The following is a 20,271-nucleotide window of genomic DNA, read 5'->3' as shown; positions in this document are numbered from 1 at the left end:
GCCATGCAGGAACACGACATGTCCTGGGTGCGCACCGAGATGGCGCTTGCGCAGCCGGCCCCGCCTACCGAACGCGGCGCCTATGCCTGGGTGCGCAAGAACCTGGTCGGTTCGGTCGGCGACACCGTCCTCACAATTCTCGGTATTGCCATCGTGCTCTGGGTCCTGCCGCAGGTGATCAACTGGGCTTTCCTCAATGCCCAGTGGACCGGGCCCGACCGCACGGTCTGCACCACCGTCACGCAAGGCGGCATCCAGCCCGACGGTTGGACCGGCGCCTGCTGGGCTTTCGTCAACGCCAAGTTCGGCCAGTTCATGTTCGGCACCTATCCGATCGAGGAGCGCTGGCGGCCGATCCTGGTCGCCATCCTGTTCGTGGCGCTGTTGGTGCCGATGCTGATCCCGCGCGTGCCGGGCAAAAGACTGAACGCGATCCTGCTTTTCGCGGGATTGCCGGTCGTCGCCTTCTTCCTGCTGCTCGGCGGTGTGTTCGGCCTGCCGGCTGTCGAGACTGCGCGCTGGGGTGGGTTGCTGGTCACGCTCAGCCTTTCTTTTGTCGGCATTGCGGTGTCGTTGCCGCTCGGTGTGATCCTGGCGCTCGGCCGGCGCTCGAAGATGCCGATCATCAAGGTGCTTAGTGTCATATTTATCGAGACGGTGCGTGGCATCCCGTTGATCGTGGTGCTGTTCTTCGCCAGCGTCATGCTGCCGCTGTTCCTGCCCGTGGGCGTCACCTTCGACAAATATCTGCGTGCGTTGATCGGCGTGTCGCTGTTTGCCGCCGCCTATATGGCCGAAGTGATTCGTGGTGGCCTGCAGGCGATCCCGAAGGGCCAGTATGAGGGTGCCGACTCGCTCGGCCTCGGCTACTGGCAGAAAATGGGCCTGATCGTGCTGCCGCAGGCGCTGAAGCTGGTCATCCCCGGCATCGTCAACACCTTCATCGGCATGTTCAAGGACACCAGCCTGGTGCTGATCATCTCGATGTTCGACCTGCTCGGCGTGGTGAAGCAGAATTTCGCCGATGCCAACTGGGCGACCCCGCAGACCGCGAAGTCCGGCCTGATCTTTGCCGCCTTCGTTTTCTGGCTGTTCTGCTTCGGCATGTCGCGCTATTCAATGTACACCGAACGCCGGCTCGATACCGGTTATAAACGATAAAAAGGGAACAGGTTATGGCCACCGAAAACGCCGTCAGCGCGGAAGAAATCAAGGTCAACGCCGCCAAGATGCACATCTCCACCACCGATGTCGCCATCGACATCGTCGGGATGCACAAATGGTATGGCGAGTTCCATGTGCTGAAGGACATCAACCTCAAGGTGATGCGCGGCGAGCGCATCGTCATCTGCGGTCCGTCCGGTTCCGGCAAGTCGACCATGATCCGCTGCATCAATCGGCTGGAGGAGCACCAGAAGGGCAAGATCATCGTCGACGGCAAAGAACTCACCAACGATCTGAAGAAGATCGACGAGGTGCGCCGCGAGGTCGGCATGGTGTTCCAGCATTTCAACCTGTTCCCGCATCTCACCATCCTCGAGAACTGCACGCTGGCGCCGATCTGGGTGCGCAAAATGCCGAAGAAGCAGGCCGAGGAGATTGCCATGCATTTCCTCAAGCGCGTCAAGATCCCGGAGCAGGCCAACAAATATCCGGGCCAGCTCTCGGGCGGTCAGCAGCAGCGCGTGGCGATCGCGCGCTCGCTGTGCATGAACCCGCGCATCATGCTCTTCGACGAACCGACCTCGGCGCTCGATCCGGAGATGATCAAGGAAGTGCTGGAGACGATGGTGGGGCTGGCGGAAGAGGGCATGACCATGCTCTGCGTCACCCACGAGATGGGCTTTGCCCGCAAGGTCGCCAATCGCGTGATCTTCATGGATCAGGGCCAGATCGTCGAGCAGAACACGCCGGCCGAGTTCTTCGACCATCCGCGCCATGAGCGCACGAAGCTCTTCCTCAGCCAGATCCTGCACTGAGGCGGAGCCCGGTAACAGGTTGCTCGGAGGTTGCTCGAACCACCCCTCGGCTTCGTCATTCTAGGGCGAAGCAAGGAGCGAAGCGACGCGGCGCAGACCCTAGAATCCATGCCGTGACATCGAGGTGTTGCTGCGGTTCAGAATTCTGCACCGTCGCGCCCTCCGGCAGAGGGCACGGCATGGACTCTCGGGTCAAGCCCGAGGATGACGAAGTCACGAACGGGTTCGGCCAATCTCGAGAGCTGCGACAAATGCGGCCAGCTTACCGCGCCTGATGCGAAAATTCCTGCGATATCTGGCAATGCTCGTCGCAGCGGTGGTGCTTGCCGCCGCGCTCGGCACGCTGGTGCCGCGCCCGCTCTGGCCAGCCGCCGCCCGAGGCGAGGGGACGCGGCACATATTGGTGCTGAGGAACCCGATCCACACCGACATCGCTGTGCCCCTCGATGATGGCGTACGCCGGCGCTTCGACTTCCTGGCCGATGCCGGCCTGCCGATCGAAGCGCCGGAGGCGCGCTACATCGTCTTCGGCTGGGGCGGCCGCGCCTTCTATCTGCAGACGCCGACATGGTCGCAGGTGAAGGCCGCGCCGGTGTTGAAAGCGCTCACCATCGACGCTTCGGTGATGCATGTCGATGTCGCCGGCGCGATCAAGGAGCCGCATCCCGCCGTCGCCGGCTTCGACATCGACGAAGCGCATTTTGCGGCGCTGCTCGACCATATCGCGGCGAGTTTTCGGCAGGGGCCGGGTGGCCCGATGGCGATCGAGAATGCTGGGTATTCAACCTACGACCGCTTCTACGACGCCAACGGCCATTTCAACGCCCTGGTCGGCTGCAATACTTGGACGGCAGCTGCGCTGCGCGCCGCAGGTCTGCGCACGGGATGGTGGAACCCGCTGCCGGTGACGCTGTGGTGGTCGTTGCGGTTGTATGATTAATGCATGTCGCGCAAAAGTGTGCAGCGGTTTTGCGATAACGACATGCATGGAAACAAAGGCTAAAGCGCGTCGCCTGAATCCGCTTCAGCGCGACGCGCTTTAGTAGCAATTGGCGAGCGCCTCGTTCCTTCGCGCCAGCCTATCCGGTCGTCCGCCTCCTACCGCCTGACCACCTTCCGCTCCTCCCAGCCATACAGCCAGTCCAAGTCCGCGGCGAGCCGCTCAGCCGGCCGGGTCGCCAGCACCAGGTTGCGGGCGATCGCCACCGGTCCGCTGGCATGCCAGGCCAGGCGATTGAGCGCGCCGCGTTTCAGCACCTTTTCGACGCGCGGCCGTCTGAGATCCTCCCAAACCGTCAGGCCCTGCTTCGGATCGCCGGGAAAATGGGCGACCAGATTGGCGAGCATCGAGGCGTCCTCAATCCCCATCGCCGCGCCCTGGGCCGCGAACGGCGTCATGGCATGCGCGGCGTCACCGATCAGCGCGACGCCGTCCGGCGTCGTCCAGCGGCGCTGCTCGACCGTGTGGATGGGGAACGCCGTCCAGGGGCCGGCGAGCGCCACCAGGTTCGACAGCGTTGCCGCCGTGCCGCGCATGGCATCGGAAAGAAGGGCGGGGTCTGCATGACCGGACCAGCCTTCGGCGATGCGCTCGCCCTTGGTGAAGGCCGCAAGGTTGAAGGCGCGGCCCTTGCTCACCGGATAGGCGACCATGTGGAAGCCGGGATGCAGGAAGGTGGTGACGCTGTCGGTAGCGCCGATTTGCGCGAAGGCCTTGCCGGCCGCGCTTTCCGCAGGAACCGTCGCGCGCCAGGCGAGCTCGCCCGAAAAGCGGCTCGCCACAAAGCCGGCCGTCCTGGCAAGCCCCGCGCGAAGCGAAGACCAAACACCGTCCGCTCCGATAAGCAGGCCGCCTGTGACACTTGTCGCTTTGCCGTCGATCTCGACCGCTGCGGCAACACTTTGCGGGTCGAGGGCGATGCCGGTCACGCGCGCCCCGGTGACAAGCTCTATATCTGGCCGGTCCGCCGCCGTGGCCATCAGCGCTGCCTGCAGGTCGGCGCGGTGCGCCACCAGATAGGGCGCGCCCCAGCGCCTTTCTCCGGCTTCCCCAAGCGGCACGCGCGCCAGCTCGCGCAGGCTTCTTGCGTCCTTCAGCACCACCGCTTGCGGCCGGATCGCGTTTGGCAGCAGGCGGTCGAGCACGCCGAGCCGGCGCAGGATGCGGGTCGCGTTGGGGGAAAGCTGGAGGCCGGCGCCGGCCGCTTCGAGTTGCTTTGCCTGCTCGAACAACTTTACCGGGAAACCGCGCTCGGCAAAGGCAAGCGCCGCCGTCAGTCCGGCAATGCCAGCCCCGGCGATGACGATTTGCCGGGACCGTGTTTCAGCCATGATCTAGCAGTCATTCATGATCTGCAGGGTCAGGCGGCCTGGTCGATATAGAGGCAGCCGGCCGGCTGCGTCTCCGTCGCCTTCAGCGACGGCGAATAGCGATAGAGCGTCGAGCAGTAGGGGCAGACCTTTTCATTGTCGTCGCCCATGTCGAGGAACACATGCGGATGGTCGAAAGGCGGATTGGCGCCGGTGCACATGAATTCCCTGACGCCGATCTCGATGACCGGATGGCCCGCGTCGTTCTGGAAATGGGGAATGCTACCGCCTGCCATCGTCGTCTCCAATTGGGTTCGGCCAGTGGGTGTGACCCGTCTGCATCTGGAGCATAACAGGCCAGTTTGCAAGATCGATGAAATCAAACTGTCGCAAAAGGCTGGCAGAGGATAAGTTGAGCCGGTTAAGCGCATGGGACTGGCACGGATCGATTCCGTGACGATCATGCGTCACAAAGACGTGTTAGAGCGTCGCCTGACGGCAATATGCGGCGTTCCGTGGGACGGTTGCGGGCAAGAGCGGGAAACCATGAACGAATTGAAGCCTGTGCAGAGCGAGTTCATCACCGTCGAGGCGGCCAGCCCGGACGGCGGCAATCCCGACCGTTTCGTCAACCGCGAGTTCTCCTGGCTGCAATTCAACCGCCGCGTGCTGGAGGAATCGCTGAACGAGCACCACCCGCTGCTCGAACGCGTCCGCTTCCTGTCGATCTCGGCCGCCAATCTCGACGAGTTCTTCATGGTCCGCGTCGCCGGCCTTGCCGGCCAGGTGCGCGAGGGCATCGCCTTGAAAAGCCCGGACGGCCGCACGCCCGAGCAGCAGCTCGAGCAATTGCTGCGCGAGGTCGAGCGCCTGCAGGAGGACCAGCAGAAGAGCCTCTCGGCGCTGATGGTCCTGCTCAACAAGGAAGGCATCGAAAGCATCACCCGCGATGCGCTCACCAAGGACGAGAAGGCCTGGCTGGAAGAGCATTTCCAGGAGCAGGTTTTCCCGGTGCTGACGCCGCTGTCGATCGACCCGGCGCATCCGTTTCCGTTCATTCCCAATCTGGGCTTCTCGATCGCGCTGCAACTGCGCCATCGCAAGAACGGCGAGGAGATGAGCGCGCTGCTTCGCCTGCCGGTGGCGCTCAGGCGGTTCATCCGCCTGCCCGACCGCAAGAACCATGTCCGCTTCATTCCGCTGGAGGAAGTGGTCGGCATTTATATCGGCAAGCTTTTCCCCGGCTACGAGGTCAAGGGCTCCGGCACGTTCCGCATCATCCGCGACAGCGACATCGAGGTCGAGGAAGAGTCGGAAGACCTGGTGCGCCTGTTCGAAACGGCGCTGAAGCGGCGCCGCCGCGGCTCGGTGATCCGCATCGAGTTCGACACGCTGATGCCGGCCGCGTTGCGGGACTTCGTCGCCGGCGAGCTCGGCGTCTCGTCGAGCCGCATCAGCGTGCTCACCGGTCCGCTGGCGCTCAACCAGATCTCCGAGATCGTCGCCATTCCGCGCGACGATCTCAAATTCACGCCCTACAATCCGCGCTTTCCCGAGCGCATCCGCGAGCATGGCGGCGACTGCTTCGCCGCCATCCGCGAGAAGGACATCGTCGTCCATCACCCATACGAGTCCTTCGACGTGGTGGTGCAGTTCCTGCGCCAGGCCGCCGCCGACCCGGAAGTGGTGGCGATCAAGCAGACGCTCTACCGCACCTCCAACGACAGCCCGATCGTGCGCGCTCTGATCGATGCCGCCGAGGCCGGCAAGTCGGTCACGGCACTGGTCGAGCTCAAGGCGCGTTTCGACGAAGAGGCCAACATCCGCTGGGCGCGCGACCTCGAGCGCGCCGGCGTCCAGGTCGTGTTCGGCTTCCTGGAGCTGAAGACACACGCCAAGATGTCGCTGGTGGTGCGCCGCGAGGACGGCAAACTGCGCAACTATGTGCATCTCGGCACCGGCAACTACCACCCGGTTACCGCCCGCATCTATACTGACCTGTCCTTCTTCACCACCGACCCGACGATTGCGCGCGATGTCGCGCAGCTCTTCAACTTCATCACCGGCTATGCCGAGCCCGCCGAGGAGATGCGCCTTGCCGTATCGCCCTTCACGCTGCGCAACCGCATCCTGAAACACATCTCGGACGAGATCGTCCATGCCCGCGAAGGACGGCCGGCGCGCATTTGGATGAAGATGAACGCGCTGGTCGATCCGACCATCATCGACGCGCTTTACGACGCCAGCCGCGCCGGCGTCGAGGTCGACCTCGTCGTGCGCGGCATCTGTTGTCTGCGGCCGCAGGTGCCGGGTCTTTCCGAGAATATCAGGGTGAAATCGATCGTCGGCCGCTTCCTCGAGCACAGCCGCATCTTCTGCTTCGGCAACGGCCACGGTCTGCCGTCGGACGAGGCGGTCGTCTACATCTCGTCGGCCGACATGATGCCGCGCAATCTCGACCGCCGCGTCGAGACCCTGGTGCCGATCACCAATCCAACTGTGCATGAACAGGTGCTTGGTCAGATCATGCTGGGCAATATCATGGACAACCAGCAAAGTTTCGACGTATTGGCTGACGGCACCTCCCGGCGCGTTGTGCTGGAGGAAGGCGAAGAACCGTTCAACGCGCAGGAATATTTCATGACCAATCCGAGCCTCTCCGGACGGGGCGACGCGCTGAAATCGCATGCGCCCAAACGCATCGCTCAGTTCAAGCGCCGCAAGAAGAACGGCGCCGCGTGATTGCAGTTTCCCAGGGCCGGCTTCAGGACCGGCGACCGCTGTCGATCATCGACATCGGATCGAACTCGATCCGCCTCGTCGTCTATGAGGGGCTGGCACGCTCGCCCACGCTTCTGTTCAACGAAAAGATGCTGGCCGGCCTCGGCCGCGGCATCGTTTCGACGGGCAAGCTCGACCCCGAGGCGGTGACGCGGTCGATGGAGGAATTCCGCCGTTTTCGCGCGCTTTCGGATCAAGCTGGAGCCGAGCATATGTATGTGCTGGCCACCGCGGCGGCGCGCGAGGCAGGCAACGGCCCCGATTTCATCCATCGCGCCGAGGACGTTCTGAAGACCGAGATCCGTGTGCTCACCGGTCGTCAGGAAGCCTATTATTCGGCGCTCGGCGTAATTTCCGGCTTCCATCCGGCCAACGGTATCGCCGGTGACCTTGGCGGCGGCAGCCTCGAACTGATCGACATCAATCGCGAAACGATCGGCGAGGGCATCACGCTGCCGCTCGGCGGCCTGCGCCTGCAGGATATGGCCAGGAACTCGCTCGTCCAGGCGCAGAAGATCGCGCGCCAGGAACTGGCGCGGGCAAAGCTGCTCAAGGGCGGGCAGGGTAGGGTCTTCTACGCCGTCGGCGGCACCTGGCGAAACCTCGCCAGGCTGCACATGGAGATGACCAACTACCCGCTTGGCGTCATGCACCACTACGAGATTTCGGCCGACAGCGCGCAGGCTTTCCTGAAGCAGGTGGCCAAGGGCGAGGTCGAGAAGGTGAGGGGCATCGAGGGCGTCTCCAAGAACCGCCGCTCGCTGCTGCCCTACGGCGCGGTCGTGCTGCAGGAGATCATGACGGCGATGCAGCCCTCGAAGATCATCGTCTCGGCGCAAGGCGTGCGCGAAGGGTTCCTCTATTCGCTGCTCGACGCCGAGGAGCAGAAATCCGATCCGCTAATCTCGGCCGCGGAGGAACTGGCGCTTTTGCGCTCGCGCTCGGTGCACCATGCGCATGACCTGGTCGAATGGACCGGCAAGGCGTTCAAGGCCTTCGGCATCGACGAGACCGAGGACGAGGCGCGCTACCGCCATGCTGCCTGCCTGCTAGCCGATATCGGCTGGCGTGCGCATCCCGAATATCGCGGCAGGCAGTCGCTCAACATCATCGCGCACGCTTCCTTCATCGGCGTCGACCATCCCGGCCGCGCCTATCTGGCCCTGGCCAACGCCTATCGCCATGACGGCATCTTCAACGACGGCATCGCGCCGGAGATCAAAGCACTGGCGCCGCCCAGGCTGCTCGAGCGCGCCCGCGTCCTGGCGGCGATGATGCGCGTGGTCTATCTGCTCACCGCGGCGATGCCCGGCGTGATGCCGCGGCTGAAGTGGGAAAGCCGCGGCAACGGCGCGCTGGCCCTGGTGTTGCCGGCCTCGCTTTCCGATCTCTATGGCGAGCGCCCGGCCGGCCGGCTGGCGCAACTGGCACGTATCACCAACCGCCGGCTCATGCTGGCGGTCGAGGGCGGGCCGAGCGTTTCCGTGAAGTAACAGATCAGGTGACGTCGGCGCCGATCCCGAACCCACGCCCGTCAGCCGACCATGCGCCGGCGCCGGCCATGGCGAGCGCCAGGAAGCCGCCGGCAATGGCGATATCCTTCATCAGCATCTGCTGGTGCAGGAAGGCGAGGGTCGCATCTTCACTGCCTTGGCCGTAATGGCCGATGAAACCTGCAACCACACAGAAGGCCGCAAGCAAAAGCGCCACGATCCGCGTCTGAAAACCGACAAGGATCAAAAGCCCGGCAATCAGCTCGAACAGGCCTGTGCCCCAGGCTGCTAAAGTCGGCAGCGGCAGGCCGAGTCCCATGAAATAGTTGATCGTGCCGCCGATATTGGTGAGCGCCTGGAAGCCCGACGGCACGAAGAGCGCGGCCAACAGGAGCCGTGAGACCAGAAGCAATGCGTTGCGAAACATGGTCAAACCTCCCTTGCCGGCGCATGACGCCGGCCGCCGCTGCAGTCTACGCCTGCAACGAAAAAGCGGCGCGGAAAATTCCGCGCCGCTTGCATTTAAGGCTTGGGAGGGGAGCAATTCCAGGAAAAGTGTGATGCGGTCAGGCGCGGCGACTTCGCCGTCGCCTTCCCTCTGGAATTGCGTCAAACAACAGTGCTTCAGGCGCGCTTGGCGTCGATCGAATAGGCGCCGGCGCCGGACGAGGCGAGCAGGACGAAGCCGCCGGTGATGGCCAGGTTCTTGAGGAACTGGATCATCTGCATCTGGTCGGCCCAGCCGGTGTGGGCGACGAGGCCAGTGGCAATCGTGAAGATCGCGAGCACCCAGGCGGCGATCCGGGTCTGGAAGCCGATGAGGATGGCAAGGCCGCCAAGCAGCTCGATCAGGCCGACGACAACGGCCGTCACGGTCGGCACGGGCAAGCCGAGGGCGCCGAAGTATCCAGCGGTGCCTGAAATGGCGGTCAACTTGCCGAAGCCGGAAAGCAAGAAAATGACCGCGAGCAGGATGCGGCCGAGCAGGATCGTGGTGGAGCTGTTGGACGCGGTGCCGGCGTTAGCGGTGGAAGTGTTGATTGACATGGCGAGTCTCCGAATGGGTTGAATGCCCAGTCAGATAGACGATGGATATTGTTCACCAAAGCCGCTTATGTGGCGACACATTGTTCACAGAACCTATATTTTCGCGATTGCGCAAGCAGCGCAAAATTGATGTCGTCAGATCTGGCGGCAAGAGCAATTTGTCCCGCCGCCAAATATCAGCCCGGGTGCGTCATGTCCTCCGGCCGGACCAGCCGATCGTAATCGGCTTCGCTGACCAAGCCGGTGGCCAAGGCTTCTTCGCGTAGCGTGGTGCCGTTCTTGTGCGCGGTCTTGGCGATCTTGGCGGCGTTGTCGTAGCCGATGGTCGGCGCCAGCGCCGTCACGAGCATCAGCGAGCGCTCGAGTGCTGCCTTGATGTTGTCCTCGCGTGCCTCGATGCCGATCACGCAATTGTCGGTGAACGAGACGGAAGCGTCGGCCAGCAGCTGCACCGACTGCAGGAAGTTGTAGGCCATCAGCGGATTGTAGACATTGAGCTCGAAATGGCCCTGGCTGCCGGCGAAGGTGAGCGCTGCATTGTTGCCGAACACCTGCACGCAGACCTGTGTCAGCGCCTCGCACTGGGTCGGGTTGACCTTGCCGGGCATGATCGAGGAACCCGGCTCGTTTTCCGGTAGCGACAGCTCGCCGAGGCCCGAGCGCGGTCCGGAGCCGAGCAGGCGGATGTCGTTGGCGATCTTGAACAGCGCCGCCGCCGCCGCGTTGATCGCGCCATGCGAGAACACCATGGAATCGTGTGCTGCGAGCGCCTCGAACTTGTTCGGCGCGGTCACGAAGGCGATGCCGGTGATCGAAGCGATGCGGTCCGCCACCTTTTCCGCGAAGCCGACCGGCGCGTTGAGGCCGGTGCCGACGGCGGTGCCGCCCTGCGCCAGTTCCTGCAGCCCGGGCAGCGTCTGCTCGATGCGCTTGATCGAGGAGGCGACCTGCGCGGCATAGCCGGAAAATTCCTGGCCAAGGGTCAGCGGCGTGGCGTCCTGCGTGTGCGTGCGGCCGATCTTGATGATGTGATTGAAGGCGCGGGCCTTGGCGTCGAGCGCCTTGTGCAGATGATGCAGCGCAGGGATCAGGTGATGCGCGACCCGCTCGGCGCAGGCGATGTGCATGGCCGTCGGATAGGTGTCGTTGGACGACTGGCTCATGTTGACGTGGTCGTTGGGGTGCACCGGCTTCTTCGAACCCATGACACCGCCGAGCATCTCGATCGCCCGGTTGGAGATCACCTCATTGGCGTTCATGTTGGATTGCGTGCCCGAGCCGGTCTGCCAGACAACCAGCGGGAAATGATCGTTGAGCTTGCCGTCGATGACTTCCTGCGCCGCGTCGACGATCGCCTTGCCGATGGCCGGATCGAGCCGCTTCATCTCCATGTTCACTTCCGCCGCGGCACGCTTGACGATGCCGAGCGCGCGCACGATCGAGGCCGGCTGCTTCTCCCAGCCGATCTTGAAATTGCCCAGCGAACGCTGTGCCTGCGCGCCCCAATAGCGGTCGGCCGCCACCTCGACGGGGCCGAACGTATCGGTTTCGGTTCTGGTCTTTTCAGCGCTCACGGCAAGTCTCCGTCTGTCGATTTGGGCAAGGGCGTATCGCGTTGCACAAACCGCATCAAGCGGAGATTGCGGGCGGGGAAGATGCAAATCGGTTGAAGGGCGCGCCTCTTCCTTCTCGCTCTGGGCGAGACGGCGGTGACGGCCAATCTCCCCTCGTGGGAGATGCCCGGCAGGTCAGAGGGGGGCGCGAAGGATCACGGCGTTTGGAAATCCTTCGGACTGTTTCGAACAGGAGCGAAAGGCTGGCGGGACAGCGCCCTCTCTGGCCTGCCGGCCATCTCCCCCACAAGGGGGGAGATCAGCACCCCAGCAGCGGCCCGACAATATCGATGCCGTTCTCGGCGCACAGGCTCGTCAACACCTCAATCATCTCCGGCGTCGGCGCTGCCGCCGGCGGCAGTTCGGCTCGCTCCGCAGGGCGACTAGCCTTGCGCACCATCGTCTCGAAATCCGAACCGCGCGTGACGGTGAGCGTATGGGCGCCTTCGAGAGACTCGACCTTGTAAGTGTGCGGCAGGCCTTTCGGAGCGAGCACCGTTTCGCCGGCGCCGGCAAGCCGCTCGCGGCCGTCGACGACAAAACGTATCCGGCCTTCAAGGATATGAAACACCTCGTCCTCATTGCGGTGCACGTGCAGCGGCGCGGAATCGCCGTAGGGCTGGCGGTGCTCGATGATGCAGATGCCGTCCTCGCCGTCGGCCGACGAAACCTGGATGGCAACGAGCGTGTTGTTGAACCAGAGGAGTTCCTTGCCTGCGATCGTCGTGTTGATCATTGTCATCATTGCTCTCCCTTGTTGAGTGCCGACAAAGCGGCTTCGACGGCGACCTAAGCAAGGACGAGCCGGCGATGGAAATCGAATGATCGTATGGGGCGGATTGATGCGATGAATTTGAACGCGCTCGACCTCAATCTGGTGAGGGTGCTCGACGCGCTGCTGCGCGAGAAGAGCGTGACGCGCGCCGGCGAGCAGATCGGCCTCAGCCAGCCGGCTGTGAGCGCCGCGCTCAACCGCCTGCGCCATGCGCTCAACGACCAGCTCTTCGTGCGCCGCGGCAACGACATGGTGCCGACGCCTCGCGCCGAAAGCCTGGCGGAGCCGGTGCGCGCGGCGCTGCGCGAGATCGAGCGCGCCTTTCAGCCGGCGACCGATTTCGATCCGGCAAGGCTGGAACGGACATTCACCTTCATGGGGGCGGATTTCTTCTCAATGCTGCTTATGCCGCCCTTCGCCGCGCGCATTGCGGCGGTGGCGCCCGGCGTATCGTTCCGTTTCCTCGACAGCGCCATCGGCGACGTCTCGAAGCTGTTGCAGGACGATCGGGTCGACCTTGCGCTGGAGCGCCCGCTGGAGGTCGCGGAGTGGGTCTCAAGCGTGGCGCTGTTCGGCTCGCCCTTCGCCATTGTCGCGGCGAAGGACAATGCGGCGCTCGGCCAGGCCGGCATCGCCGAGGGCGAAGAGGTGCCACTCGACCTGTTCTGCGCGCTGCCGCATGCGCTGCGCTCCATCGATGGATCGATGTCGGGCTTCACCGATGATGCGCTGGGCAGAATGGGCCGGGCGCGTCGCGTCATGCTTGCTTTGCCGCACTTCCAGGCCGTCGCGCTGGCCGTGGCGAGCGGGCCTTATCTGGCTGCGGTTCCAACGCAGTTCGCTGTAGCGGCGGCAAAATCCCTGCCGATCGGCATCTATCGGGCGCCGATCCCGATACCATCGCCGGCGGTCAGAATGTACTGGCACGCCCGCCGCGATGATGAGCCACCGCATCGCTGGATCCGCGAGCAGATACTCGATGAGGTGGGAACGCTCGGCTTCAAGGACTGGGACGGCACCGCTAGTGCTCTCCCGGGGGTATGAACCTTATCCGGCTGAGGCTAACCCGACCGGCGCGGGCTGGCGCAGGCCCAGCCGCCCCGCGACGAAATCCTTGACCTGGCGCACCGCCTGCTCGCGCGTGACGCTGCCCGGCTGCAGGCCGAGCCTGAGCCACAACCCGTCGATCAAAGCGGTGACGCCGAGCACGATCTCGTCGGCCACTTCCGGCGCAGCGAGGCCGCGCAGGCCGGATAAGAGGTTTGAGCGCATGCGGGCGTGGATGACCTTCTGGATGCGCGCCAATTTCTCGTCGCGCGGCACCTCGGCGCAGAGTGACAGCCAGGCATGGCAGAGCGGCGGCAGGAACAAATGCTCCTCGAAATTGCCTTCGATCACCGCATCCAGCCGTTCCATCGGCGTCCGCGCCCGCTGAAGCCTGGCGACCACCGCGTGACAGAGCACGGCGTTGGCCTCGCGCATGGCGTGCTCGAACAGCTCCTGCTTGTTGCGGAAATAATGCAGCACGATGCCCTTCGACGCGCCGGCCTGGGCGGCGACCTTTTCCAGCGTCGCGCCGGCGATGCCTTCGCGCTCCAGAACGGCGAAGGCCGCCTGCCGCAGCTCCTTGCGGCGTATGTCGCTGAGGCGCGTGAGTTTCACGGGACCGATCCATGCATGACGAATCCATGTTGACATTTTCGTCCGCTCAGATCAACAATTGACCAATGGGACAATAATATGACCAAATGGTCAATAACCGATATGAGGAGAACCGGAATGTTGCGCATGCTTGCGAATGGCGTCTGTGTCGCGGCCCTGATGCTGGCTTCCCAGGCGGCCCGGGCCGCCGAGGCCGAGAGCTGCAAAACGGTCCGCATGGCCGAGCCCGGCTGGAACGATCTCGCCTTCACCACCGGCGTGGCCAAGGTGCTGCTCCAGGCGCTCGGCTACGAGCCGCAGAGCGAAGTGCTCGGCATCAACGTCATCTACGAGGGGATTAAGAACAAGGACCTCGACCTGTTCCTCGGCTACTGGGATCCGGCGATGGTCACCTATTACGAGCCCTACAAGAAGGACGGCTCGATCGAGAATGTGCGCGTCAACCTGGTCGGCGCCAAATACACCTTCGCCGTGCCGACTTATGTCTGGGACGCCGGCGTCAAGGACCTGTCGGACCTGCACAAATTCGCCGACAAGTTCGGCAGGAAGATGTACGGCATCGAGCCCGGATCCAATCAGCTCATGATGGATGCCATTGCCGATCCGCAATATGGTCTGGATGGCTGGCAAGTAGTGGAGTCGAGCGAAGCCGGCATGCTCTCGGAGGTCGGCTACGAGATCAAGGAGAAGCAGTTCATCGTCTTCCAGGGTTGGGCGCCGCATCCGATGAACACGATGTACGACTTCAAGTACCTGACCGGCGGCGACAAGTTCTTCGGCCCGAATTTCGGCGCCGCCACCGTGACCACCCAGGTGCGCAAGGGTTTCCTGCAGGAATGCTCCAACGTCGCAAAGTTTCTGAAGAACCTTGCCTTCGACATCGACATGGAAAATGTCGGCATGGGCTATCTCATCAATGACGGCATGAAGCCGGAGGACGGGGCTCTGAAGTCGATCGACCAGCACAAGGATCGTCTCGATGCGTGGCTTGCCGGCGTCACCACCTTCGATGGCAAGCCCGGCCTTGCCGCGGTCAAGGAAAAGCTCGGACTGTGAGGCCGGCGCTATCGGAGTCTGAGGAGCAGGAGGTAGAGCAGGCCGCCTGGGTCGACCGCAAGCGTATCGCCGAGGTCGGCGGTCTCGATCTTGCCTATGTCGAGGTCGCCGGTTCGGAGCCGCCGCTTGTCCTCGTGCATGGCTTCACCGACACCAGCCGCAGCTTCTCTTTGTTGGCGCCGCATCTTCCCGGCCGCCGGCTGATCATGCCGGACTTGCGTGGCCACGGTGGCTCGCAGGCGGTTGAGGGTTTTGGCATCGCCGGTTTCGCCGACGATATGGCCGGGCTGGTTCGGCGCCTGCGGCTCGACCGGCCGGTCGTCGTCGGGCATTCGCTGGGCGGCATGGTGTCGATCGCGCTGGCCGCACGGCATCCGGAACTGGCCGGTGGGCTGGTGATCGTGGCCAGCACGCTGAGGCCCGATTTCGGATCGCATCACCAACTGATCGATGGCGTGGCAGCGCTTCGTGATCCGATCTCGCCGTCCGATCCTTTCTATGACTGGTGGCATGCCTGCCGGCCGGGTGTGCCGCGGGCCTTTCTCGCCGGCCTCGCGCAGGACGCGTCCGCGATTCCCGCGGCGCGCTGGCGCGCCATTCTCGAAGAGGTCCGCCGCACCGATCTGACCGCCGCGGCGCGGGCCGTTCATGTTCCAACGCTGATCATCGCCGGCGGGCGCGATCCACTTTTTGGTGAAGCGCACCAGCGGTCGATGGCAGGGGCGCTGGCTGGATCGCGTCTCGTATGGGCGAGGGACTGCGGCCACAACCCGCATTGGGAAGACCCGGCCTTTGTCGCCAAGGCAATAGCGGGCATGTTGCCGGCCGCGTGACTATTGCAAAAGCGATCGGCTCGTAGGCGCCAGACGCAACGTCTCTGCCGGCTTTGTGGAAGCGGCTTGCAAGGCTTCATGGATCGCCCGCCATGCCGGCGAAGCGGCGAGGGCGGCCCGACGGCCGGCGTGGGAATCGCCATCGTCGAACCCTGTGACGATGACGAAGACGTTTTCAGCAGCACGCACCGGCAAACGCGGAAAGGTGTTTTCGGCATGCTCGCTGACGAAGGCGCCTAGCAGCCGAGCGCCGTTTGCCGCGAGCAGCGGAACCGCCTCCGTCCGGAAGCGCTCGGCAAAACCGGCCTCGGTGCCTGGTTGCAAATGATGAATCGAAATCTCAACAAAATCAGGCAAACGCCTTCCGCTGTTCATACTTTCAGCTTCGGCGGCTGTCGGCCGCTGTAAGTCTGAGACGTCGAACGCCGCACCCCGCCACGCCGGTTTGAGCAACAACACGTTGTCGGAATCGATCATCGTCGCATTGGCGGCATCCCGATGCGCCGCCCAGATGGGGCCGCCATAGAAGGCGCTCAGCGCGTCCTTTCTCGCGTCCATATCCCCGAAACCGCGCAGCCAGACGAACATGTCGGGGCGGTCGAGGTCGCGGAACTGGCCGATGACGGTCATGCCTGTCGCTTCCTGCGTCTCGACGAACTCCCTGTCGAATAGCGCGATCAGCGTTTCGCGCTGCTTTGGCTTCAGCGTGTATTGCCGGAGCTCGACGACGGGTGAGGCGAGGCGGGAAGGTCGGTTCATGGTCAGAATCTCAAAACAGGGCGATCATCCTGTTTTATAAACAGACCGGTTGTCCTGTTTTGTCAATCTGGTATCGTGGTTTTTCCCATCTCCCGTTGCGGGAGAAGGTGGATCGGCGTGCCGCGCCGAGACGGATGAAGGGTGTTCCAGCGGAGTGAGACGCTGGCTTTCCCGGGAGCACCCCTTATCCGCCCTCACTTCGTTCAGGTATCGTCTCCAACAAGCGGAGATGGGGAGATCGCCATGGCCCCGCGCAAGAAGCGCACCAACGACCCGGAAGGCATGCGCCGGCGCGTCCTCGACGTGGCGGAGGACTCCTTCCAGGCGCGCGGCTATCACGCCTCGAGCCTCGGCGATCTGATGGCCGCGGCCGGCGTCACCGGCGGCGCGCTGCATCACCATTTCCCGACCAAGAAGGCGCTGGCGCTGGCGGTGATCGAGGAACGGGTGGCGGCTGCGGTCCAGGAGACGTGGATCGACCCGGTGCTGGCTGCGTCCTCGGCCCGCGAAGGCGTGCGGGCCGTGTTCGAGGCGGTGGCTGAGGAGCTTGAGCAACAGGGCTATGTGCGCGGCTGCCCGCTCAACAACCTCGCGCATGAACTGTCGCTGGCCGACGATGAATTCCGCATGGCGCTCGCCAGGATCTTCGCCGGCTGGCGAAAGGCGATCGCCGATAAGATCCGGGCCGACCAACTGGACGGCGGAAAGGGCGTGATCGATCCCGACCACTTCGCAGCGCTTGCGGTGGCTGCTTATTCCGGCGCCATGTCGATGGCCAAGACGTCACAGGATGCAGGGGTGCTGCGGGAGTGTTTGAGGGGATTGGAAGGTTTCGAGCCATCGCAGAACGGGTTGACGGCAAAGCGGCGGCGTCGCGTGTTGCCGCGGCGGATGATCGGTTGATGCCGTCCGGGCACCGGCGTGAAGGGTCGTGTCGTTTGATAATTACGCCTCACTCCCTCAACGGCTTGATCGTCTCGAATCCCACCTCGCTCTGCGCGCTCGTCCCCTCATCATACCGCCGTGCCAGTACCGCCTGTAGTTCCGGCGAATAAAGCGCGGTGAAGGTGTCGATGACATTGCCGTTATCGCCGGTGATCGTTTCGCCGACCACGAGCACGTTGTATTTGCAGTCGCCCAGCTTGTAGGTGTCCTTGCCCTCGACGGCCAAAGCCAGTGTCTCGGTGCCCTTCGGCGCTTTCTTCGAAGACAGCCGCACGAAATCGGTCTTGCTCTTGGCGCCCGCTTTCAGCGGGAACAGCTTTTTCAAGTCGCCGAGCGGGATCATCGACAGCCGTCCGGTGTCGCTGTCGCGGAACACTTCGATCAGCCCGGCATAGAGATACTGCGTCTGCGGCGAGTCCGATTCATACTTGTTGGCGACCGCGACCATGCCGCCGGGCGCCGGCCGGAATTCGCTGCGGATGCCGGCCTTTTCCAGAACGAAGCCGGCTTTGGCGGTTTTGGCGTCCACGCAGTCCGCGGCCTGCGCGGCTCCGGCGAGCATGGCGAACGCCATGCCGGTTGTCAGGGTTTTCATGCCTTCCTCCCCTGGATGCATGTGCCAAAGCAATGACAGACCCCCGCCGCGCTGTCGACCCAAGCGCTTTTCATGCCTTGGCATGAAAAGTCTCCGGGCGCTGGCCGGCATTGAGCTGGACGAGGCGGTTCGAGGGTGTTTAATCGGGTGACGATGAATCGCACTTCGCAAACAACCGTTTCGCGCCGCATCTTCATGGCTCGGTTGGGCGGCCTCGCCGCAGCCGGCGTCTTTCCGCGCGTGGCGTCCGGCCAGACGGGCCGGCGAATCCAGCCGATCGACGCCACCTTCCTCTTCATCGCCGATATCCATGCCTGCCGCATGGCAAGCGGGCTCAGTCCCAACTGCCTGCAGGAAGGCAAGACCGATGCAGCGCTTCTGCGCAGCGTCGCGGCCCTGAACGCGATTGCGGACAAGAGGTGGCCGGCCGAGATCGACGGCGTTTCCACCGGCCTGCATTCGGCCGGGACCCGCATAGGCACGCCGCTCGGCCTCGTCACCGGCGGCGACATTACCGACGATGGCGGAGGCCAGGTCACCGAGCCCAGCGAAGGCACGCAGCTTTTGCAGTTCTCCCAGCGCTATCAGGAAGGCGTCGGGCCGGACCGCGTCCACATTCCGGTCTATGTCGGACTGGGCAACCACGATCTCGACCAGAACGGTTCGCCGCCGCATGTCGACTGGTATCGCCGCGAGCTGCGCGACTATGTCGAGGTCAACCATCGCCCCGGCGTGTTCTTCAAGCCGCCGGTGCCGGCGACCGAATATGACGTCGACACCGACTGCTATTCCTGGGACTGGGCGGCCTGCATCTTATCCAGACGCACCGCTTCGCCGGCGACACCGGCCATGGCGCGCCGAGCAGCCTGCCTTGGCTGAAGCAGGACCTCGCCACCTATGCCGGCGACGGCCGTCCCGTCGTCCTCTTCCAGCACTATGGCTGGGACAGTTTCTCGACCGAGCGCTGGGATCCGGTGAAACGCACCTATGATGACGACGGCTCCGGCCGTCCGCACTGGTGGGGCGAGGCCGACCGCCATGCGCTGCTGGCCGCGATCAAGGGCTACAATGTGATTGCCGTCTTCCACGGCCACCAGCACGAAGTGCCGATGATCTACCAGCGCGACGGGCTCGATATCGTCAAGCCGAAGGCGGCCTATATGGGAGGCTTCGCGCTGGCGCGCGTGACGGCCGACAACCTGGACGTGGTGCTGGGCGAAGCGGCCGGCGACCACGGCGAGATCGTCTTCACCAACGCCTTGGCCAGGCAATTCCAGACATGAAAAGGCCGCCTCGCGGCGATCTCCATAGCCCTGTCATCAAGGCAAACGGCTGAGAGGTCAGAACGCCTTTTTGACCTTGTCTTTCACGTCGCCATAGGCCTTCTGCACCTTGCCGGCGAGCTTGTCCGCAGCGCCTTCGACCTGGGTCCGCCGGTTGCCGGTGGCCTTGCCGGCCGCCTGTTTGACCGAACCCTTCATTTGCTTGGCAAGACCGGCGACCTGATCCCTGTTCACCATGCGCGCATCTCCTGGGTCTGGATGGAGCCTGGATGCGAGAACCGCATCTCGCGTCCAAACGGACGCGGAGTTTTTTGGTTCCGCAAACCGGCGGCGCGACAATGACTTTCGGCTCGAAGGTGAAGCGGTTAGGTTTGCGCCGCAACCAGCATCAAGAGAGGTCAATCTTGGCGGAATTCACGCTTTACATCGGCAACAAGTGCTTTTCCTCCTGGTCGCTCAGGCCATGGGTGGCGATGAAGCAGCTGGAGATACCTTTCGAGGAGGGCTTCGTGCGGCTGCGCACGCCGCAGACGGCAGCCAACCTCGCCAAGGTGTCGCCGACCGGCCTGGTGCCGGTCTTGAATCATAAGGGAAGGATCGTCTGGGAAACGCTTGCTATCCTTGAATATCTTGCTGACCTCTATCCTGGGAAAAAGCTCTGGCCGGAAGACCTCGGCGCGCGTCAACTGGCACGCTCGGTGGCGACCGAGATGCATTCCGGCTTCCGCGAGGTGCGCTACGGCTGGCCGATGAATCTGCGCCGGCCGAAATCCCACAAGCCGCTCGATGCCGAGGGCGAGGCGCAGCGGGCGAGGATCGAAGCGATCTGGCGTCGGTGTCGCGAGCAATACGGTGACGGCGGCCCCTTCCTGTTCGGTCATTTCAGCGCGGCCGATGCGATGTATGCGCCGGTGGTGACGCGCTTCGATACCTATGGCGGTGAGTTGGCGCCCGTCACCCGCGCCTATGTCGATGCGGTGTTGGCGACGCCCGCGATGCGTCGCTGGTATGCGGAAGCCGCCAGCGAGTCCTGGCCGGAGCCGGAACCGCACGAGCAGGATTAGAGCGCGGGCCGGATCCGCAAATTGCGTCGACTGCTCTGATGGGGACTTCAAGCCTTGGCGGCGCGGCCTATGTGAA

Annotated in this window: 20 protein-coding genes and 1 pseudogene; 11 read left to right on the top strand and 10 right to left on the bottom strand. The window is 63.8% G+C overall.

The window, feature by feature from the left end; translation table 11 throughout:
* The first annotated feature begins 3 nt into the window (after positions 1 to 3).
* The 3 genes from FJW10_RS19785 (at position 4) to FJW10_RS19775 (ending at position 2,919) form a co-directional block, all read left to right on the top strand.
* Complete coding sequence (locus FJW10_RS19785) at positions 4 to 1,161, top strand: amino acid ABC transporter permease (protein ID WP_140835878.1); 1,158 nt, start codon at positions 4 to 6, stop codon at positions 1,159 to 1,161.
* Positions 1,162 to 1,175: 14 nt separating this feature from the next.
* Entirely contained in the window at positions 1,176 to 1,979 is an 804-nt protein-coding gene (locus FJW10_RS19780) for an amino acid ABC transporter ATP-binding protein (RefSeq protein WP_095768430.1), read from the top strand.
* A gap of 274 nt (positions 1,980 to 2,253) precedes the next feature.
* Positions 2,254 to 2,919 carry a TIGR02117 family protein gene (locus FJW10_RS19775; RefSeq protein WP_140901315.1) on the top strand — a complete coding sequence of 222 codons (666 nt, stop codon included), beginning with the start codon at positions 2,254 to 2,256 and terminating at the stop codon, positions 2,917 to 2,919.
* Positions 2,920 to 3,077: 158 nt separating this feature from the next.
* On the opposite strand, the gene FJW10_RS19765 is transcribed toward FJW10_RS19775, so the two are convergent.
* Together FJW10_RS19765 and FJW10_RS19760 are read right to left on the bottom strand one after the other, a co-directional pair.
* Positions 3,078 to 4,310: an FAD-dependent monooxygenase gene (locus tag FJW10_RS19765; RefSeq protein ID WP_140901314.1), complete on the bottom strand. Its 1,233-nt coding sequence runs from the start codon at positions 4,308 to 4,310 to the stop codon at positions 3,078 to 3,080.
* A gap of 29 nt (positions 4,311 to 4,339) precedes the next feature.
* The gene (locus FJW10_RS19760; RefSeq protein WP_140835875.1) at positions 4,340 to 4,585 is read right to left on the bottom strand and encodes a zinc-finger domain-containing protein; all 246 of its coding nucleotides are present in this window, start codon (positions 4,583 to 4,585) and stop codon (positions 4,340 to 4,342) included.
* A 250-nt stretch (positions 4,586 to 4,835) separates the two neighbouring features.
* Here FJW10_RS19760 and FJW10_RS19755 point away from each other — a divergent pair, with 250 nt between their 5' ends.
* Positions 4,836 to 7,031: an RNA degradosome polyphosphate kinase gene (locus FJW10_RS19755; protein WP_140835874.1), complete on the top strand. Its 2,196-nt coding sequence runs from the start codon at positions 4,836 to 4,838 to the stop codon at positions 7,029 to 7,031.
* Entirely contained in the window at positions 7,028 to 8,563 is a 1,536-nt protein-coding gene (gene ppx, locus FJW10_RS19750) for an exopolyphosphatase (RefSeq protein WP_140835873.1), read from the top strand. Before FJW10_RS19755 ends, ppx begins: the two co-directional genes overlap by 4 nt.
* A 4-nt stretch (positions 8,564 to 8,567) precedes the next feature.
* Here ppx and FJW10_RS19745 read toward each other — a convergent pair whose 3' ends face one another.
* The 4 genes from FJW10_RS19745 to FJW10_RS19730 all read right to left on the bottom strand — a co-directional run bounded on the left by FJW10_RS19745 (position 8,568) and on the right by FJW10_RS19730 (position 11,965).
* Positions 8,568 to 8,990, bottom strand: coding sequence for a DoxX family protein (locus FJW10_RS19745; RefSeq protein ID WP_140901313.1), 423 nt, complete (start codon positions 8,988 to 8,990; stop codon positions 8,568 to 8,570).
* Between the two features lie 197 nt (positions 8,991 to 9,187).
* A complete protein-coding gene (locus FJW10_RS19740) occupies positions 9,188 to 9,610 on the bottom strand; it encodes a DoxX family protein (RefSeq protein WP_140901312.1) in 423 nt (140 codons plus the stop codon).
* Between the two features lie 176 nt (positions 9,611 to 9,786).
* Positions 9,787 to 11,184: a class II fumarate hydratase gene (gene fumC / locus FJW10_RS19735; protein WP_140901311.1), complete on the bottom strand. Its 1,398-nt coding sequence runs from the start codon at positions 11,182 to 11,184 to the stop codon at positions 9,787 to 9,789.
* Between the two features lie 298 nt (positions 11,185 to 11,482).
* Positions 11,483 to 11,965: a cupin domain-containing protein gene (locus tag FJW10_RS19730; RefSeq protein ID WP_140901310.1), complete on the bottom strand. Its 483-nt coding sequence runs from the start codon at positions 11,963 to 11,965 to the stop codon at positions 11,483 to 11,485.
* Positions 11,966 to 12,070: 105 nt separating this feature from the next.
* On the opposite strand from FJW10_RS19730, the gene FJW10_RS19725 reads away from it, so the two are divergent.
* Positions 12,071 to 13,042, top strand: a complete 972-nt coding sequence (locus FJW10_RS19725) for a LysR family transcriptional regulator (protein ID WP_140901309.1) — start codon at positions 12,071 to 12,073, stop codon at positions 13,040 to 13,042.
* Between the two features lie 3 nt (positions 13,043 to 13,045).
* Here FJW10_RS19725 and betI read toward each other — a convergent pair whose 3' ends face one another.
* Positions 13,046 to 13,696 (bottom strand): transcriptional regulator BetI, encoded by a 651-nt coding sequence (gene betI, locus FJW10_RS19720; RefSeq protein ID WP_140901308.1) that lies wholly within the window; start codon positions 13,694 to 13,696, stop codon positions 13,046 to 13,048.
* Between the two features lie 81 nt (positions 13,697 to 13,777).
* Here betI and choX point away from each other — a divergent pair, with 81 nt between their 5' ends.
* Positions 13,778 to 14,716, top strand: a complete 939-nt coding sequence (choX, locus tag FJW10_RS19715; protein WP_140901307.1) for a choline ABC transporter substrate-binding protein — start codon at positions 13,778 to 13,780, stop codon at positions 14,714 to 14,716.
* Positions 14,713 to 15,549 (top strand): alpha/beta hydrolase, encoded by an 837-nt coding sequence (locus FJW10_RS19710; RefSeq protein WP_140901306.1) that lies wholly within the window; start codon positions 14,713 to 14,715, stop codon positions 15,547 to 15,549. Before choX ends, FJW10_RS19710 begins: the two co-directional genes overlap by 4 nt.
* Here the strand turns inward: FJW10_RS19710 and FJW10_RS19705 are convergent, their stop codons facing one another.
* Entirely contained in the window at positions 15,550 to 16,308 is a 759-nt protein-coding gene (locus FJW10_RS19705; protein ID WP_140901305.1) for an NIPSNAP family protein, read from the bottom strand.
* Positions 16,309 to 16,551: 243 nt separating this feature from the next.
* Here FJW10_RS19705 and FJW10_RS19700 point away from each other — a divergent pair, with 243 nt between their 5' ends.
* Positions 16,552 to 17,211, top strand: a complete 660-nt coding sequence (locus FJW10_RS19700) for a TetR/AcrR family transcriptional regulator (protein ID WP_140901304.1) — start codon at positions 16,552 to 16,554, stop codon at positions 17,209 to 17,211.
* Positions 17,212 to 17,260: 49 nt separating this feature from the next.
* Here FJW10_RS19700 and FJW10_RS19695 read toward each other — a convergent pair whose 3' ends face one another.
* On the bottom strand, positions 17,261 to 17,848 hold the full coding sequence (locus FJW10_RS19695; RefSeq protein ID WP_140901303.1) for a hypothetical protein: 588 nt from the start codon (positions 17,846 to 17,848) through the stop codon (positions 17,261 to 17,263).
* 153 nt (positions 17,849 to 18,001) lie between these two features.
* Here FJW10_RS19695 and FJW10_RS19690 point away from each other — a divergent pair.
* A pseudogene (locus FJW10_RS19690) lies at positions 18,002 to 19,131 on the top strand (metallophosphoesterase).
* 57 nt (positions 19,132 to 19,188) lie between these two features.
* Here FJW10_RS19690 and FJW10_RS19685 read toward each other — a convergent pair.
* Positions 19,189 to 19,368, bottom strand: coding sequence for a CsbD family protein (locus FJW10_RS19685; RefSeq protein WP_140835861.1), 180 nt, complete (start codon positions 19,366 to 19,368; stop codon positions 19,189 to 19,191).
* 167 nt (positions 19,369 to 19,535) lie between these two features.
* On the opposite strand from FJW10_RS19685, the gene FJW10_RS19680 reads away from it, so the two are divergent.
* Positions 19,536 to 20,195: a glutathione S-transferase family protein gene (locus FJW10_RS19680; RefSeq protein ID WP_181177599.1), complete on the top strand. Its 660-nt coding sequence runs from the start codon at positions 19,536 to 19,538 to the stop codon at positions 20,193 to 20,195.
* Positions 20,196 to 20,271: the final 76 nt, after the last annotated feature.

It is taken from the genome of Mesorhizobium sp. B4-1-1, assembly GCF_006439375.1.
Classification (GTDB): domain Bacteria; phylum Pseudomonadota; class Alphaproteobacteria; order Rhizobiales; family Rhizobiaceae; genus Mesorhizobium.
This window is presented reverse-complemented; position numbering and strand designations above follow the sequence as displayed.